We start from the raw sequence: 16,174 nt of genomic DNA, 5'->3' as shown, positions 1-16,174 counted from the left end.
ACCCGAGTCACTCTCGGGCTTTCCTCCGGGCGCTTCCCTTCGGTCTTGCGTTTCCGACTCTATCAGATCGTTTTCCGGTCCGATTTCCTCGGTGCTTTCCAGGTTCTCGCTTTCGCGTTTCCCTTTCCGGCGGTTCCGACTTTATCAGAGGTTCTGAGTCGGAATTTCCGCCCGGTCCGGGTGGCTCCTGACGCACAGTTGCGCCGGGTTCCCCCCTGGGCGGAGCCGTAAACGTACTGGAGCGGGGCGCCCCGATGCAAATCGAGGAGCCCCGCTCCAGGCGGGCCCTGACGGGAGGTCAGACCTCAACCACGACAGGCAGGATCATCGGCCTGCGCCGGTAGGTGTCGGAGACCCACTTGCCCAGGGTGCGGCGGATGAGCTGTTGCAGCTGGTGGGGCTCGACGACCCCGTCCTGTGCCGACCGCTCCAGGACCTCGGTGATCTTCGGGGCGACCGCGCTGAAGGCGGAGTCCTCGATGCCGGAGCCTCGGGCCTGGATGTGCGGGCCGCCGGTGATCTTGCCGGTTGAGGAGTCCACGACGACGAAGACCGAGATGATGCCCTCGTCGCCCAGGATCTTCCGGTCCTTGAGGGCCGGCTCGCCGACGTCGCCGACCGAGAGGCCGTCGACGTACACGTAACCGGCCTGGACCTTGCCGGAGATCTTCGCCTTGCCCTCGATGAGATCGACGACCACGCCGTCCTCCGCGATGACGATGCGGTCGTGCGGTACGCCCGTCAGGGCGCCCAGTTCGGCGTTGGCGCGCAGGTGGCGCCATTCGCCGTGGACCGGCATCAGGTTCTTCGGGCGGCAGATGTTGTAGAAGTACAGCAGCTCGCCGGCCGAGGCGTGCCCGGAGACGTGGACCTTGGCGTTGCCCTTGTGGACGACGTTGGCGCCCCAGCGGGTCAGGCCGTTGATGACGCGGTAGACCGCGTTCTCGTTGCCGGGGATCAGGGACGAGGCCAGGATCACCGTGTCGCCCTGGACGATACGGATCTGGTGGTCCCGGTTGGCCATACGGGACAGGGCCGCCATCGGTTCGCCCTGCGATCCGGTGCACACGAGGACGATCTCGTGGTCCGGGAGGTCGTCGAGGGTCTTGACGTCCACGACGAGGCCCGGCGGGACCTTCAGGTAGCCCAGGTCCCGGGCGATGCCCATGTTGCGGACCATCGAGCGGCCGACGAAGGCGACCCGGCGGCCGTACTCGTGGGCGGCGTCGAGGATCTGCTGGATGCGGTGGATGTGGCTGGCGAAGCTGGCCACGATGATCCGCTTCCGGGCGCCCGCGAAGACCTGCCGCAGGACATTGGAGATGTCGCGCTCCGGCGGAACGAACCCCGGCACTTCGGCGTTCGTGGAGTCGGAGAGCAGGAGGTCGATCCCCTCCTCGCTCAGCCGTGCGAACGCGTGCAGGTCCGTGAGGCGGTTGTCCAGCGGGAGCTGGTCCATCTTGAAGTCGCCCGTGTGGACCACCATGCCCGCGGGAGTGCGGATGGCCACGGCGAGGGCGTCAGGGATGGAGTGGTTGACCGCGACGAACTCGCAGTCGAAGGGGCCGATGCGCTCGCGGTTCCCCTCCGCCACCTCGAGGGTGTACGGGCGGATGCGGTGCTCCTGGAGCTTGGCCTCGATGAGGGCGAGGGTCAGCTTGGAGCCGATCAGCGGGATGTCGGGCTTCTCGCGCAGCAGGTACGGGACCGCGCCGATGTGGTCCTCGTGGCCGTGCGTGAGGACGATGCCCTCGATGTCGTCGAGGCGGTCCCTGACGGACGAGAAGTCCGGCAGGATCAGGTCGATTCCGGGCTGCTCCTCCTCGGGGAACAGCACGCCGCAGTCGACGATCAGCAGGCGGCCGCCGTACTCGAAGACGGTCATGTTCCGGCCGATCTCGCCGAGACCGCCCAGTGGGGTGACCCGCAGGCCGCCTGCGGGAAGCGGCGGCGGCGGGCCGAGTTCAGGATGCGGATGACTCAAAAGACTCTCCTCACCACGCGCGCCACGTACCTCTGTGGCACGTGGCGCGCATGACGTTCGTGCAAAAGCAGTTGTGGATATGGACCGCAGGCACTTTCGTCCTGCCTATTCAGTTGTGAAGTCTGGTTGTCGCGTCGTGCGAAGTCCGGTGCTAGAGCTGTACCCCGCCGGCGCCAAGATCGATCTTGAGCTGGGCGGTCTCCTCGGGCGAAAGCTCCACCATGGGGGCGCGCAGCGGTCCGGCGGGCAGACCCTGGAGGGCGAGCGCCGCCTTGGTGGTCATCACGCCCTGGGTGCGGAACATGCCGGTGAAGACCGGGAGCAGCTTCTGGTGGATCTCGGTGGCCTTCTGGACGTCACCGGAGACGTAGGCATCGACGAGGGCGCGCAGCTCGGGGGTGACGACGTGGCCGACGACCGAGACGAAGCCGACCGCGCCCACGGAGAGCAGCGGGAGGTTGAGCATGTCGTCGCCGGAGTACCAGGCGAGGCCGGAGCGGGCGATGGCCCAGCTGGCGCGGCCGAGGTCGCCCTTGGCGTCCTTGTTGGCGACGATGCGCGGGTGCTCGGCGAGCCGGACGATCGTCTCGGTGTCGATCGGGACACCGCTGCGGCCCGGGATGTCGTAGAGCATCACCGGCAGCTCGGCGGCGTCGGCGATGGCCTTGAAGTGCCGGTACAGGCCCTCCTGCGGGGGCTTGTTGTAGTACGGCGTGACGACGAGGAGGCCGTGGGCGCCGACCTTCTCCGCGGCGCGGGCCAGCTCCATGCTGTGGTGGGTGTCGTTCGTGCCGACGCCGGCGATGATGTGCGCGCGGTCGCCGACGGCCTCGAGGACAGCTCGTACCAGGTCCGATTTCTCCGCGTCACTGGTGGTGGGGGACTCGCCGGTGGTGCCGTTGATGACCAGGCCGTCGTTGCCTGCGTCCACCAGGTGGGCGGCGAGCCGCTGCGCGCCGTCGAGGTCGAGTGCGCCGTCCGCCGTGAAGGGCGTGACCATGGCGGTGAGGACCCGCCCGAAGGGGGTCTGCGGAGTCGAGGTCGGAGCCATGGGTAACACGCTACTCGCTGCTCAGGACGCGGTCTGCCCTCGGGGGGCGGGAAAAGTCAGGACAAATGCGGAGCCCGGCACTGCCTGCTCGGGGGTTCAAGCAGTGCCGGGTCCGTTTGATCAGGCTAGATGAACTTCGCGAAATGCCGCAATACGGACACTTCGCTCGGCTGACCCGTACATCTGTGCCTGGCCGGAAGTCGGCGGTGCGCTACGGCGCCACCCGGCCGTTCGCATTGAACGCGGCATGGGTGAGCGGCATGAGCCGGGACCACTCCGCCTCCATCTTCTCGCCGACCATCTCGATCTCCCGCTGCGGGAAGGACGGGACCTTCGCGAGCTCGTGCTGGGTGCGCAGACCGAGGAAGTGCATCAGCGAGCGGGCGTTGCAGGTGGCGTACATCGAGGAGAAGAGGCCGACCGGGAGGACCGCGCGAGCGACCTCGCGGGCGACACCGGCTGCGAGCATCTCCTGGTACGCCTCGTACGCGTGTACGTACGCGTCCTCCATGACACGGCCTACCAGCTCCTGCTGGGCCTGGGTGCCCTCGACGAAGACGTACTTGCCGGGACGGCCCTCCTGCACGAGCTTGCGGGACTCGTCGGGGACGTAGAAGTGGGGCTGGAGCTCCCTGTACCGACCGGACTCCTCGTTGTAGGACCAGCCGACCCGGTGGCGCATGAACTCGCGGAAGACGAAGATCGGGGCGCTGATGAAGAAGGTCATCGAGTTGTGCTCGAAGGGGCTTCCGTGCCGGTCCCGCATCAGGTAGTTGATCAGGCCCTTGGAGCGCTCGGGGTCCTTGGTCAGCTCCTCCAGGGACTGTTCGCCGGCGGTGGAGACGCGGGCGGCCCACAGCACGTCGGAGTCGGCCGCGCTGTGCTTCACCAAGTCGACGGTGACATCGCTGCGGAAGCTGGGTTTGAGGTCGTCGGCGGGGGTGTCGGTCACGGCTCGGAGGGTCCTTCCCATCGCTGCTCTCGGGCGGCGCCCACTCTACGGCCCGACACCGACAGCGGGCCGATGGCCCGAGTCGCACCCACTTGTGCCCCCGTTGGCCCCCTGAAGGTGGTGACCGGGCATCCGGCTAGGTAGCCTCACCGGGCGAAACCCGTGCGTGGATTGAGTGAGGTTCAGCCGTGCCCCTGCCCTTCCTGACCGCCGACCGCGCCTTCGACCAGGCGGCGGACGAAGCGCTGCCGTTCGACGACCGCGACCGCTGGCGGCGTCCCTACCGGCCCGGCCCGTGGCGGGTGGGCGCGGCCGCGCTCCTGCTGCTGCTCGCGTCGTACGTGCTGGTCGCGGCGGTCATCATCGCGGCGGCCGAGACACCGCAGGCGGGCGCGGTCTTCTTCGGCGCGGCGCTGTTCGTCATCGCCTGCGCCCTGCGGCTGCTGCGGGTCGGTATCTGGGTGAGCGCGCGGGGCGTGCGCCGGGTGGGCTTCTTCAGGACACGTACGGCGTCCTGGGAGCCGACCGTCTCGGTGCGTACCGTGCAGCAGCCGGTGCGGTGGCTCGGGCTGCCGCGGTCCGTGCAGGGGCAGGCGCTGCTTCTCGTCCGCACGGACCGTGTCCAGGAGTACGTGACGCCGCTGATGACCACGCACAACGCCGACTTCCTGGCGCGTAGCGAGGCCTTCGACCGGGCGGCCGACACGATCGAGGCGTGGGCGGCGGAGTACAGGCGCGCCGCGTAGTCGAACATACGGGTGAGGGGCCGGTCCGCGGGTGCGGACCGGCCCCTCACCCGTATGCGGGATCGATGATCAGGCGGCCTGCGCCGGCTTGCCGTCGTGGAGGGCGATGGCGCGCTGCATCGCCTTGCGGGCTCGCGGGGTGTCACGGGCGTCGTGGTAGGCGACGGCGAGGCGGAACCAGGTGCGCCAGTCGTCGGGGGCGTCCTCGGTCTCCTCCTTGCGTCGTGCGAAGACCTCGTCGGCGGAGTCGCGGTCGATACGGCCGCTCGGGGTGCGCTTCAACTCGTCGACGGGGAGGCCCCCTTCGGCGTCGAGCTCGGCGGCGAGCTGGTTGGCCTTGCGGACGAACTGGGTGTTCTTCCACAGGAACCACAGCCCGATCCCCGGCAGGACGAGCACGGCGACGCCGAAGGCGATCGTGACCGGCGTGCCGGTCTCTATGAGCAGGACCCCGCGGCTGCCGACCAGGACGAAGTAGACGACCAGGACGGCTGCCGTGACGGCATAGGTGATCTTCGCGCGCATGTTCTTCCGAGTTCTCGCGGACGCCGAGGTTCTGGACGTTCAGCCCAGGTCGAGGAAGTGTTCGAGGCCGAAGGTGAGGCCCGGGGTCGTCACCACGCGGCGGGCGCCGAGCAGGATGCCCGGCATGAAGCTGCTGTGGTGGAGGGAGTCGTGACGGACCGTCAGGGTCTCGCCCTCGCCGCCGAGCAGGACCTCCTGGTGGGCGAGCAGACCGCGCAGACGTACGGCGTGGACCGGCACGCCGTCGACGTCCGCGCCGCGCGCGCCGTCCAGAGCCGTGACGGTGGCGTCCGGCGCCGGGGCCGTTCCCGCCGCGCGGCGGGCCTCGGCGATGAGCTGGGCGGTGCGCGTGGCGGTGCCGCTCGGGGCGTCGACCTTGTTCGGGTGGTGCAGTTCGACGACCTCGACGGACTCGAAGTAGGGCGCGGCGATCTGCGCGAACTTCATGGTCAGGACGGCCCCGATGGAGAAGTTGGGCGCGATGAGCACGCCGGTTTCCGGGGATCCGTCCAGCCAGCCCTTGAGCTGCGCGAGGCGGTCGTCGGTCCAGCCAGTCGTACCGACGACCGCGTGGATGCCGTGGCGTACGCAGAAGTCGAGGTTGCCCATGACCGAGGCGGGGGTGGTCAGTTCGACGGCGACCTGGGCGCCCTTCTCGGCCAGCGTCTCCAGCTTGTCGCCCCGGCTCAGGGCGGCGACCAGTTCCATGTCCTCGGCGGCCTCGACGGCCCGTACGGCCTCGGAGCCGATGCGGCCCTGGGCACCGAGGACCGCCACGCGCAGCTTGCTCATTGCTTGGTTCCTTAACTGGGGTGTTAGGCGACGGCTTCGTGCAGACGGGACGCCTGTTTGTCCTTGAGCGGGCCGATCACCGACAGGGAGGGGCGCCGGCCCAGGATCTCGCGGGCCACGGAACGGATCTCGTCCGGGGTGACCATGGCTATCCGTGTCAGCATCTCGTCGACGGACATCTGTTCGCCCCAGCACAGCTCGCTCTTGCCGATGCGGTTCATCAGCGCACCGGTGTCCTCCAGGCCGAGGACCGTGGAGCCGCGGAGCTGGCCGATGGCGCGCTCGATCTCGTCGTCCGGCAGCCCGTGCTCGGCGACCTGGTCCAGTTCGTCACGGCAGATCTTGAGCACGTCGTGCACCTGGGACGGGCGGCAGCCGGCGTACACGCCGAAGAGGCCGCAGTCGGCGAAGCCGGAGGTGTACGAGTACACGCTGTAGGCGAGGCCGCGCTTCTCCCGGACCTCCTGGAAGAGGCGGGAGGACATGCCGCCGCCCAGTGCCGTGTTGAGGACGCCGAGAGCCCAGCGGCGTTCGTCGGTGCGGGCAAGGCCGGGCATACCGAGGACGACGTGCGCCTGCTCGGTCTTGCGCCCGACCAGCTCGACACGACCGGCCGTGCGCAGGCTCCGGGTGCCCTCGCGCGGGGCGATCGGGGTGGCGTCGACGCGGGTGAGGGCGCCGGCGCTCTCGAAGGCCGCGCGGACCTGTCGTACGACCTTGTTGTGGTCGATGTTGCCGGCGCAGGCGACCACGAGGTGCGTCGGGTCGTAGTGCTTCTTGTAGAAGCGGCGGATGCGGTCGGCGGTGAGGGCGTTGACCGTGTCGACCGTGCCGAGGACCGGGCGGCCGAGAGGGGTGTCGCCGAACATCGTGTGCGCGAACAGGTCGTGCACACAGTCGCCCGGGTCGTCCTCGGTCATCGCGATCTCCTCGAGGATGGCGCCGCGTTCGACGTCGACGTCCTCCTCGCGGATGAGCGAGCCGGTGAGCATGTCGCAGACCGTGTCGATGGCCAGCGGCAGGTCGCTGTCGAGCACGCGTGCGTAGTAGCACGTGTACTCCTTCGCCGTGAACGCGTTCATCTCGCCGCCGACCGCGTCGATCGCGGAGGAGATGTCGAGCGCGCTACGGCGTGAGGTGCCCTTGAAGAGCAGGTGCTCCAGGTAGTGCGTGGCGCCGTTCAGTGCGGGCGTCTCGTCGCGGGAGCCGACGTGGGCCCAGATGCCGAAGGTGGCGGAGCGGACGGACGGCAGGGTCTCGGTGACGATGCGCAGGCCGCCCGGGAGGGTGGTCTTGCGGACCGTGCCGATGCCGTTCATGCCCTTGATCAGGGTTTGGGTACGGGCGACGGCCCGCGCCTCCGTGGAGGTGCGGGCCGTCGCCTTGGAGCTACGGGACGTCACTTGTCGCCGTCGTCCTTCGTGTCCTCGGAGCCTTCTTCGCCCTCGATCACGGGGATGAGGGAGAGCTTGCCACGGGAGTCGATCTCGGCGATCTCGACCTGGACCTTCTGGCCCACGCCGACGACGTCCTCGACGTTCTCCACGCGCTTGCCGCCGGCGAGCTTGCGGATCTGCGAGATGTGCAGCAGACCGTCCTTGCCCGGGAGCAGCGACACGAACGCGCCGAAGGTCGTCGTCTTCACGACGGTGCCCAGGTAGCGCTCGCCGACCTCCGGCATGGTCGGGTTGGCGATGCCGTTGATCGTGGCGCGAGCGGCCTCGGCGGCCGGGCCGTCGGCGGCACCGATGTAGATGGTGCCGTCGTCCTCGATCGTGATCTCGGCGCCGGTGTCCTCCTGGATCTGGTTGATCATCTTGCCCTTGGGGCCGATGACCTCGCCGATCTTGTCCACGGGGATCTTGACGGTGATGATCCGCGGGGCGTTCGGGGACATCTCGTCCGGCGTGTCGATCGCTTCCATCATCACGTCGAGGATGTGGAGGCGGGCGTCACGGGCCTGCTTCAGGGCCGCGGCCAGGACGGAGGCCGGGATGCCGTCCAGCTTGGTGTCGAGCTGGAGGGCGGTCACGAACTCCTTGGTGCCGGCGACCTTGAAGTCCATGTCGCCGAAGGCGTCCTCCGCACCGAGGATGTCGGTGAGGGTGACGTAGTGCGTCTCGCCGTCGATCTCCTGGGAGATCAGGCCCATGGCGATACCGGCGACCGGGGCCTTGAGCGGCACACCGGCGTTCAGCAGCGACATGGTGGAGGCGCAGACCGAGCCCATGGACGTCGAGCCGTTCGAGCTGAGCGCCTCGGAGACCTGGCGGATCGCGTAGGGGAACTCCTCACGCGTCGGCAGGACCGGCACGAGGGCGCGCTCGGCGAGGGCGCCGTGGCCGATCTCGCGACGCTTCGGGGAGCCGACGCGGCCGGTCTCACCGGTGGAGTACGGCGGGAAGTTGTAGTTGTGCATGTAGCGCTTGCGCGTCACCGGCGACAGCGTGTCGAGCTGCTGCTCCATGCGGAGCATGTTGAGGGTGGTGACGCCCAGGATCTGGGTCTCGCCACGCTCGAACACCGCGGAACCGTGCACGCGCGGAATGGCCTCGACCTCGGCGGCGAGCGTACGGATGTCCGTGACGCCGCGGCCGTCGATGCGCTTCTTCTCCTTGATCACGCGCTCGCGGACCAGCTGCTTGGTGAGCGAGCGGTACGCGGCGGAGATCTCCTTCTCGCGGCCCTCGAACTGCGGGATCAGCTTCTCGGCGGCGAGCGCCTTGACACGGTCCAGCTCGGTCTCGCGCTCCTGCTTGCCGGCGATGGTGAGCGCCTGGGCGAGCTCGTCCTTGACGGCGGCCGTGAGGGCCTCCAGGACGTCGTCCTGGTAGTCGAGGAAGATCGGGAACTCGCCGGTCGGCTTGGCGGCCTTCGACGCGAGGTCGGCCTGCGCCTTGCAGAGGACCTTGATGAAGGGCTTCGCGGCGTCCAGACCGGCGGCGACGACCTCCTCGGTGGGCGCCTCGGCGCCGCCCTTGACCAGCTGGATGGTCTTCTCGGTGGCCTCGGCCTCGACCATCATGATCGCGACGTCGCCGTCCTCCAGGACGCGACCGGCGACGACCATGTCGAAGACGGCGTCCTCGAGCTCGGAGTGCGTCGGGAAGGCCACCCACTGGCCGTTGATCAGCGCGACGCGGACGCCGCCGATCGGGCCTGAGAAGGGCAGGCCGGCCAGCTGCGTGGACGCGGACGCGGCGTTGATCGCCACGACGTCGTACAGGTGGTCGGGGTTGAGCGCCATGATCGTGGCGACGACCTGGATCTCGTTGCGCAGGCCCTTCTTGAAGGACGGGCGCAGCGGACGGTCGATCAGCCGGCAGGTGAGGATGGCGTCCTCGGAGGGACGGCCCTCACGGCGGAAGAAGCTGCCGGGGATCTTGCCGGCGGCGTACATCCGCTCCTCAACGTCCACCGTGAGGGGGAAGAAGTCGAGCTGGTCCTTGGGGTTCTTGGAGGCGGTGGTGGCCGACAGCACCATGGTGTCGTCGTCCAGGTACGCCACGGCGGAGCCGGCGGCCTGCTTGGCCAGACGGCCCGTCTCGAAACGGATGGTGCGGGTGCCGAAGGAGCCGTTGTCGATGACGGCCTCGGCGTAGTGGGTCTCGTTCTCCACTAGCAAATTCTCCTCGTCTTCGTCCCTGGTCCCGCCCGTGTGGCAGGGGGACGGTGGCGGAGAAGCGCGCCGTCTGGTGCGGGCCGGTCTTCGATCGAAGCCCTCGGGGTTCGCAATCCCCCGGGGGCCACTACCGAGGACCGGCGGCGGCGAGGTGCGCTTCTCCTCGTTCGGTGTGCGTGGTGTTCTGTGTGCGTGCGGCGACCGTGTCCCGGTGCCCTCACGCTGTGTCCTGCGTATTGCGTTGTGCTACCACACTACAAAGGGGTGGTGACACTCCGCACGTTTCCGCCCGTACGTCCCGCCTGCGGAGGCGCACGTACAACAAAAGGAGCGGTCCCCATGTCCCGGGAACCGCTCCCCTCACGGCGTCTTACTTGGCGCCCGCCGCACCGCGGCGGATGCCGAGGCGGTCGACCAGCGCACGGAAGCGCTGGATGTCCTTCTTGGCGAGGTACTGCAGCAGACGGCGGCGCTGACCGACCAGGATCAGCAGACCACGACGGGAGTGGTGGTCGTGCTTGTGGGTCTTGAGGTGCTCGGTCAGGTCCGAGATGCGGCGGGAGAGCATCGCGACCTGGACCTCGGGGGAGCCGGTGTCGCCCTCCTTGGTACCGAACTCGCTGATGATCTGCTTCTTCGTAGCGGCGTCGAGCGACACGCGATACTCCTCATAGTCTCATTGATGCCACCGAGTGCCCCTGGTCTTCGTCTCAGGGGGGCTTCTGTGACTCGGGTGACGGGGTCCGTCGGCGCTGCCTCCGGGGTCTTTGGGGAGCCCGGGGTGCGTACACAGACGGCCAGCAGACAGGATACCAGGCTGGTGAGACGCGCTGGGCCGACGGTCGGGGCGTCCCTCAGCCGGTCAGCGACCGGACCGTCGTGAGGACGCCCAGGACCGCCAGGCACAGCGGGATCAGGGTGAGCAGCACGAACGCCTCGGCGATGTCGAGGAGGCGGCCCCAGAAGGGGGAGAGGCCCTTCTGGGGGATGATCAGACCGATCGCGGTGAGCAGCGCGGCTCCGGCGGTGACGGCGGCCGTGAGCCAGATGGTGCGCAGGTCCAGGGCTCCCCGGTCGGCGTGGAGCGTGAACTCTGTCAGGGCCTCGGCCGGCGGGTTGAGCGCGAGGCCGATCAGCAGGAGGGCGAGGGCCGCGACACCGGCGACGAGGGCGCAGACCACCTGCGAGGTGTAGCGGAACAGGCGGGCGCGGATCAGCATGGCGAGGCCGGCGGCGAGGCCCAGGAGCCGGCCCCACAGGTCGTCCGAGAAGCCGAGGACGGCGGTGGAGGCGACCACCACGGCGGAGGTGCCGCCGACGAGGCCCAGCAGCATCTCGTGCCCGCGCCGGGCCTGGGCGGCGATGCGCTCGGCGTCGAGGGGCTCGGTGTCCGGGCCCTGGGAGGAGTCCAGGTCGAAGTCCTCGTACGCGGCGGAGCGCGGGGAGGCGTAACCGATCGGCAGCCGGGCGAAGCGAGCCGACAGGCCGGGGAGGAAGGCGACCAGGCCGATGGCGGCCGGGGCGCACACCGCGGCGATGTCGGTCGCGGAGGCGTCGGCGAGGATCGCCACGAAGGTGGCCACGGCACCGACCGCCGCCGCGAAGGTGGTGGCCACGAAGGCCGCGTCCCCGCTGGGGGCGAGCGCGACGAGGGCGACGGAGGCGACCAGCACCGCCACACAGCCCAGCATGAACTGCAGCTTGCCCGGCCCCTGTCCGGCCGCCGGGTCGATGATTCCGGAGCCCGCGAGGAGGAGCAGGGGCAGGGCGGCGAGACCGATGGCCGCGGCGCCTACGCGGTCGGCGTACACACGTGCGCGTACGGCCGCGTAGGCGGTCAGGAGTACGCCCAGGCCACCCGCGATGATGCCGGGCAGGCCGTTCATGTCGTGGTGGATCGGGTCGGCGTTCCAGAGCACGAACGCGACGAGCAGCAGGAGCAGGGCGCCGCCGAGCAGCCCGGCGACGCGCAGCAGGTCGTCGCTCCACAGGTGGCGGTCGCGAACGACCGCGGAGGCGACCGCGTCGGAGACGTCGTCGTGGACGGCCGGTGGCAGCGACTCGGCGAAGGGGCGCAGGCTGAGCACTTCGCCGTCGAGCACCCGTTCGTCGGCGAGCGAGCGGGCGCCGTCGAGGGCGCTGCCGTCGCGGCGCACCAGGTGGTAGCCCGTCGGGGCGCCGACCGGCTGGGTCTGGCCCGTCAGGCGCAGGATCTCCGGGTAGATGTCGGCGATGGTGATGTCCACCGGGAGGGCAACGTCGATGCGGCTGTCGGGTGCCACGACAGTGACTCGGCAGAACCCGGTCGTCGCGGTCGTACTCACCTTTACTGACCCCCTGCTTCGCGGATGCGTACGCTGCGGGCGTCACCCTACCGGTAGGTGCCGTCAGTGGTGACAAGTAGGATCCCCGCCTAGCGGAGGGCGACCGTCACCACGGGGGTGCCGGTAGGAAACTGCTCATCCGTATAGGGGGATTGATGCACCGGTGAGCCAGATCGTCATCAAGCGCCCACCGCGTTCCCTGCCGCCCGAAGTGCCCACCGATGAGCTGCGTCTGGAGGCTCCTCCGGAGCTGCCGCGGGGTCAGCAGGAGGGCATGCTGATGCAGATCCTGCCGACGCTCGGCATGGGCTCGTCGGTGGTGTTCTACTTCGCCTCCCCGAACGCCCATCCGTTCATGCGGATCATGGGTGTGGTGATGCTCGTGTCGACGGCCGCGATGGTGATCGCGCAGATCGTCCGACACCGTCGCGGTACGCAGGGGCAAATGGCCGATGTGCGTCGGGACTACCTCAAATACCTCGCGCAGACCCGGCGTACGGTGCGCAGGACCGGCTTGAAGCAGCGCGACGCGCAGTTGTATCTGCACCCCTCTCCCGAGCAGTTGTGGTCGGTGGTCGCCGAGGGCAGCCGGGTGTGGGAGCGCCGCGTCGGGGACGCGGACTTCGGGCAGGCGCGGATCGGTCTGGGACCGCAGCAGCTGGCCTCTCCCCTGGTGGCTCCCGAGACCGCGCCCGTGGACGAGCTCGAACCCCTGTGCGCCGGCGCCATGCAGCGGTTCCTCGCCGTGCACGGTCAGTTGGACGGGCTGCCGGTCGCGGTGTCGATGCGCGCCTTCTACCACGTGACGGTGTCCGGCGAGCCGGAGCGCGCCCAGGCCGCGGCGCGCGCGCTGGTCGCCCAACTCACCACCCTGCACTCCCCCGACGATCTGCTGCTGGCCGTGGTCGCCGCCCCGAACGCGGTCGGCCGCTGGGACTGGACCAAGTGGCTGCCGCACAGCCAGTTGACCGGGCAGTTCGACGGCGCCGGCACCCGGCGGCTGTTCGGTGACGACCTCGGTGAGCTGGAACAGCTGCTGTCCGCCCGCCTCGAAGGCCGCCCGCGTTTCAGCCGGGATGGCCAGCCGGTACTGGACCAGCCGCACATCGTCGTCGTCCTCGACGGCGGAATCGTGCCCCCGACCTCCGCATTCGCGGCCGCCGAGGGACTTCAGGGCGTGACGATCATCGAGGTGGTCCCGGGCGAGCTCGACCAGCCCCGGGGCGGCCTCTCCATCGTCGTACGACCGGACCGGCTGTGGCTGGACACGGGTGCCCCGGTCGCCTACGAGGGCACCCCCGACGGGCTGTCCCTGCCCGCCGCCGAGGCGCTCGCCCGACAGCTGGCCCCCCTGCGCATGGGCGGCGGGAACGACGACGAACCGCTGCTCGCCAACCTGGACTTCACCGATCTACTGGGCCTCGGCGACGCCGCCTCCGTGGAGGTCACCCGCACCTGGCGGCCGCGGTCGACGCCGGAGCGCCTGCGGGTGCCCATCGGTGTCGGCGAGGACGGCCGGCCCGTGATGCTGGACCTCAAGGAGGCCGCGCAGGACGGTATGGGCCCGCACGGCCTGTGTGTGGGCGCGACCGGCTCCGGCAAGTCGGAGCTGCTGCGCACGCTGGTACTCGGCCTCGCGGTCACCCACTCCTCGGAAACGCTGAACTTCGTCCTCGCGGACTTCAAGGGCGGCGCCACCTTCGCCGGCATGTCCCAGATGCCGCACGTCGCCGCCGTCATCACCAACCTCTCCGACGACCTGACCCTCGTCGACCGCATGGGCGACGCGATCCGCGGCGAACTCCAGCGCCGCCAGGAGCTGCTGCGCTCGGCGGGCAACTACGCCAACATCCACGACTACGAGAAGGCGCGGGCCGCGGGTGCTCCGCTGGAGCCGCTGGCCTCGCTCGTCCTGGTGATCGACGAGTTCAGCGAACTCCTCACGGCCAAGCCCGACTTCATCGACATGTTCATCCAGATCGGCCGCATCGGCCGCTCCCTGGGTGTGCATCTGCTGCTGGCCTCGCAACGCCTGGAGGAGGGCCGTCTGCGCGGTCTGGACACCTATCTGTCGTACCGGATCGGTCTGCGGACGTTCTCCGCCGCGGAGTCGCGTGCGGCGCTGGGCGTTCCGGACGCCTACCACCTGCCGTCCGTGCCCGGTTCCGGGTATCTGAAGTTCGGCACGGACGAGATGACCCGCTTCAAGGCGGCGTACGTGTCGGGTGCGTACCGCTCCGGTGGCCCCGAGGTCTCCGGGGACCGGACACCGATCGAGCGCCGGCCCGCGCTGTTCACGGCGGCTCAGGTGCCGGTCACGTACGCGGCTCCGGACCCGGCTCAGACTCAAGCCCCCGCGCGCCAGGAGGACGACGCCTTGGCGGACACGGTCCTCGACGTCATCGTGCAGCGGCTGGAGGGCCAGGGTGTGCCCGCCCATCAGGTATGGCTGCCGCCGCTGGACCAGGCGCCGACGCTGGATCAGTTGCTGCCACCGCTCGCCTCGACGGCCGAACGGGGCCTGCAGGCCGCCGAGTACACGCGACTGGGCGGGCTGACGGTCCCCCTCGGTCTGATCGACAAGCCGTTCGAGCAAAAGCGCGAGGTGCTCTACCGGGACTTCTCCGGCGCGGCGGGCCACATGATGGTCGTCGGTGGCCCTCAGTCCGGCAAGTCCACGCTGCTGCGTACGTTGATCGGTTCGTTCGCCGTGACCCACACACCGCACGAGGTGCAGTTCTACTGCCTGGACTTCGGCGGTGGCGGCCTGTCGTCCCTGTCGGACCTGCCGCATGTGGGCGGAGTCGCCTCCCGGCTGGACCCCGAGCGGGTCCGGCGTACGGTCGCGGAGGTGGCGGGCATCCTCAACCGCCGCGAGCAGTTCTTCCGCGCGAACGGCATCGACTCGATCGGCACGTACCGTCGACGGCGCGCGGCCGGCGAGCTGCCCGGTGAGGCCTGGGGCGACGTCTTCCTGGTCGTCGACGGCTGGGGCAACTTCAAGGGCGACTACGAGGGTCTCGAAGGCATCGTCCACGACATCGCGGGCCGCGGCCTCGGTTACGGCATCCACGTCGTCCTCTCCGCCTCTCGCTACATGGAGGTGCGGTCCGCGCTCAAGGACCAGATCCTGGGCCGGCTGGAGCTGCGCCTCGGTGACGTCATGGACTCCGAGTTCGACCGCAGGGTCGCGGCGAACGTGCCGGCGGGTGTGCCGGGCCGTGGCCAGGTCCCGGAGAAGCTGCACTTCATGACGGCACTGCCGCGTATCGACTCCTCGTCGGACGCGGACGGTCTGTCGGATGCCACGGCGCAGCTGGTGCAGGCGGTGAAGGGCAACTGGCAGGGCCCGGCGGCCCCGACAGTGCGCCTGCTGCCCCGCAAGTTGCCCGCCGACCAGTTGCCCAAGGGCTTCGAGTTCCCGCAGCACGGCATCGCGATCGGCATCGACGAGGCCAACCTCGAACCGGTCTTCATCGACTTCGAGACGGACCCCTTCTTCCTGGTCTTCGGGGAGAGCGAGTCGGGCAAGACGAACCTGCTGCGACTGATCGCGAAGCAGATCGCCGAGCGCTACACGCCCTCGGAGGCCCGGATCGTCGTCGGCGACTACCGCAGGACGATGCTGGAGGCGGTCTCCGAGGAGCATTTGCTGGAGTACGCGCCGATGGCGTCCGCGATGAACGTCCACATGGACGCCATCCGGCAGTTCATGGAGATGCGCGCGCCCAAGCCCGACATCACGCCGCAGCAGTTGCGCGACCGCAGCTGGTGGAGCGGCCCGCAGCTGTTCATCATCGTCGACGACTACGAGCTGGTCGCCACGAACTCCGGGAACCCGCTGTCGGCCCTCGTCGAGCATCTGCCCTTCGCGCGTGACGTGGGCGTCAAGTTCATCATCGCCCGCAACGCGGCGGGCGCCTCGCGCTCCATGTACGAGTCGTTCATGCAGCGGGTGAAGGAGCTCGGCGCGCAGGGGCTCGTCCTTTCCGGCGACCCCATGGAGGGCGACATCCTCGGCAACGTCCGGGCACGTCCCATGCCACCGGGGCGGGGCACATTCGTGTCACGGAAGCGCGGGGCCCCTCTTATCCAGGTGGGCTTGCTTCCGCAACGCCATTAGAGTGATGAAGAGTGACCAACAGTGTTGATTGAAGCCTTGGTTGACTTGGGCGAAC

At 69.4% G+C, this 16,174-nt stretch carries 11 protein-coding genes; 2 read left to right on the top strand and 9 right to left on the bottom strand.

Annotated features, from left to right (window positions below):
- Positions 1-298 precede the first annotated feature (298 nt).
- From ACWD26_RS40795 to thyX, 3 genes are all read right to left on the bottom strand, one after another.
- Positions 299-1,984: a ribonuclease J gene (locus tag ACWD26_RS40795; RefSeq protein WP_451278275.1), complete on the bottom strand. Its 1,686-nt coding sequence runs from the start codon at positions 1,982-1,984 to the stop codon at positions 299-301.
- A gap of 151 nt (positions 1,985-2,135) precedes the next feature.
- A complete protein-coding gene (dapA, locus tag ACWD26_RS40790) occupies positions 2,136-3,035 on the bottom strand; it encodes a 4-hydroxy-tetrahydrodipicolinate synthase (RefSeq protein WP_451278273.1) in 900 nt (299 codons plus the stop codon).
- A gap of 211 nt (positions 3,036-3,246) precedes the next feature.
- Positions 3,247-3,987, bottom strand: coding sequence for an FAD-dependent thymidylate synthase (thyX, locus tag ACWD26_RS40785; RefSeq protein ID WP_451278271.1), 741 nt, complete (start codon positions 3,985-3,987; stop codon positions 3,247-3,249).
- A gap of 188 nt (positions 3,988-4,175) precedes the next feature.
- On the opposite strand from thyX, the gene ACWD26_RS40780 reads away from it, so the two are divergent.
- Positions 4,176-4,733: a hypothetical protein gene (locus ACWD26_RS40780; RefSeq protein WP_451278269.1), complete on the top strand. Its 558-nt coding sequence runs from the start codon at positions 4,176-4,178 to the stop codon at positions 4,731-4,733.
- A 69-nt stretch (positions 4,734-4,802) separates the two neighbouring features.
- On the opposite strand, the gene ACWD26_RS40775 is transcribed toward ACWD26_RS40780, so the two are convergent.
- The 6 genes from ACWD26_RS40775 to eccD all read right to left on the bottom strand — a co-directional run bounded on the left by ACWD26_RS40775 (position 4,803) and on the right by eccD (position 11,996).
- A complete protein-coding gene (locus ACWD26_RS40775) occupies positions 4,803-5,258 on the bottom strand; it encodes a hypothetical protein (RefSeq protein ID WP_451278267.1) in 456 nt (151 codons plus the stop codon).
- Between the two features lie 39 nt (positions 5,259-5,297).
- Complete coding sequence (gene dapB, locus ACWD26_RS40770) at positions 5,298-6,050, bottom strand: 4-hydroxy-tetrahydrodipicolinate reductase (RefSeq protein ID WP_451278265.1); 753 nt, start codon at positions 6,048-6,050, stop codon at positions 5,298-5,300.
- Between the two features lie 23 nt (positions 6,051-6,073).
- Positions 6,074-7,453, bottom strand: a complete 1,380-nt coding sequence (locus tag ACWD26_RS40765) for a M16 family metallopeptidase (RefSeq protein WP_451278263.1) — start codon at positions 7,451-7,453, stop codon at positions 6,074-6,076.
- Positions 7,450-9,669, bottom strand: a complete 2,220-nt coding sequence (locus ACWD26_RS40760; RefSeq protein ID WP_451278262.1) for a polyribonucleotide nucleotidyltransferase — start codon at positions 9,667-9,669, stop codon at positions 7,450-7,452. Before ACWD26_RS40760 ends, ACWD26_RS40765 begins: the two co-directional genes overlap by 4 nt.
- A gap of 373 nt (positions 9,670-10,042) precedes the next feature.
- The gene (rpsO, locus tag ACWD26_RS40755; protein ID WP_030041128.1) at positions 10,043-10,330 is read right to left on the bottom strand and encodes a 30S ribosomal protein S15; all 288 of its coding nucleotides are present in this window, start codon (positions 10,328-10,330) and stop codon (positions 10,043-10,045) included.
- Between the two features lie 196 nt (positions 10,331-10,526).
- The gene (gene eccD, locus ACWD26_RS40750; protein ID WP_451278259.1) at positions 10,527-11,996 is read right to left on the bottom strand and encodes a type VII secretion integral membrane protein EccD; all 1,470 of its coding nucleotides are present in this window, start codon (positions 11,994-11,996) and stop codon (positions 10,527-10,529) included.
- Positions 11,997-12,159: 163 nt separating this feature from the next.
- Between eccD and eccCa the strand changes: the two genes are divergently transcribed.
- Complete coding sequence (eccCa, locus tag ACWD26_RS40745; protein ID WP_451278257.1) at positions 12,160-16,119, top strand: type VII secretion protein EccCa; 3,960 nt, start codon at positions 12,160-12,162, stop codon at positions 16,117-16,119.
- Positions 16,120-16,174 lie beyond the last annotated feature (55 nt).

The sequence above is a fragment of the Streptomyces sp. NPDC002787 genome, assembly GCF_053592095.1.
The sequence above is the reverse complement of the archived record's forward strand: the minus strand, read 5'-3'. Positions and strand labels throughout refer to the sequence as shown.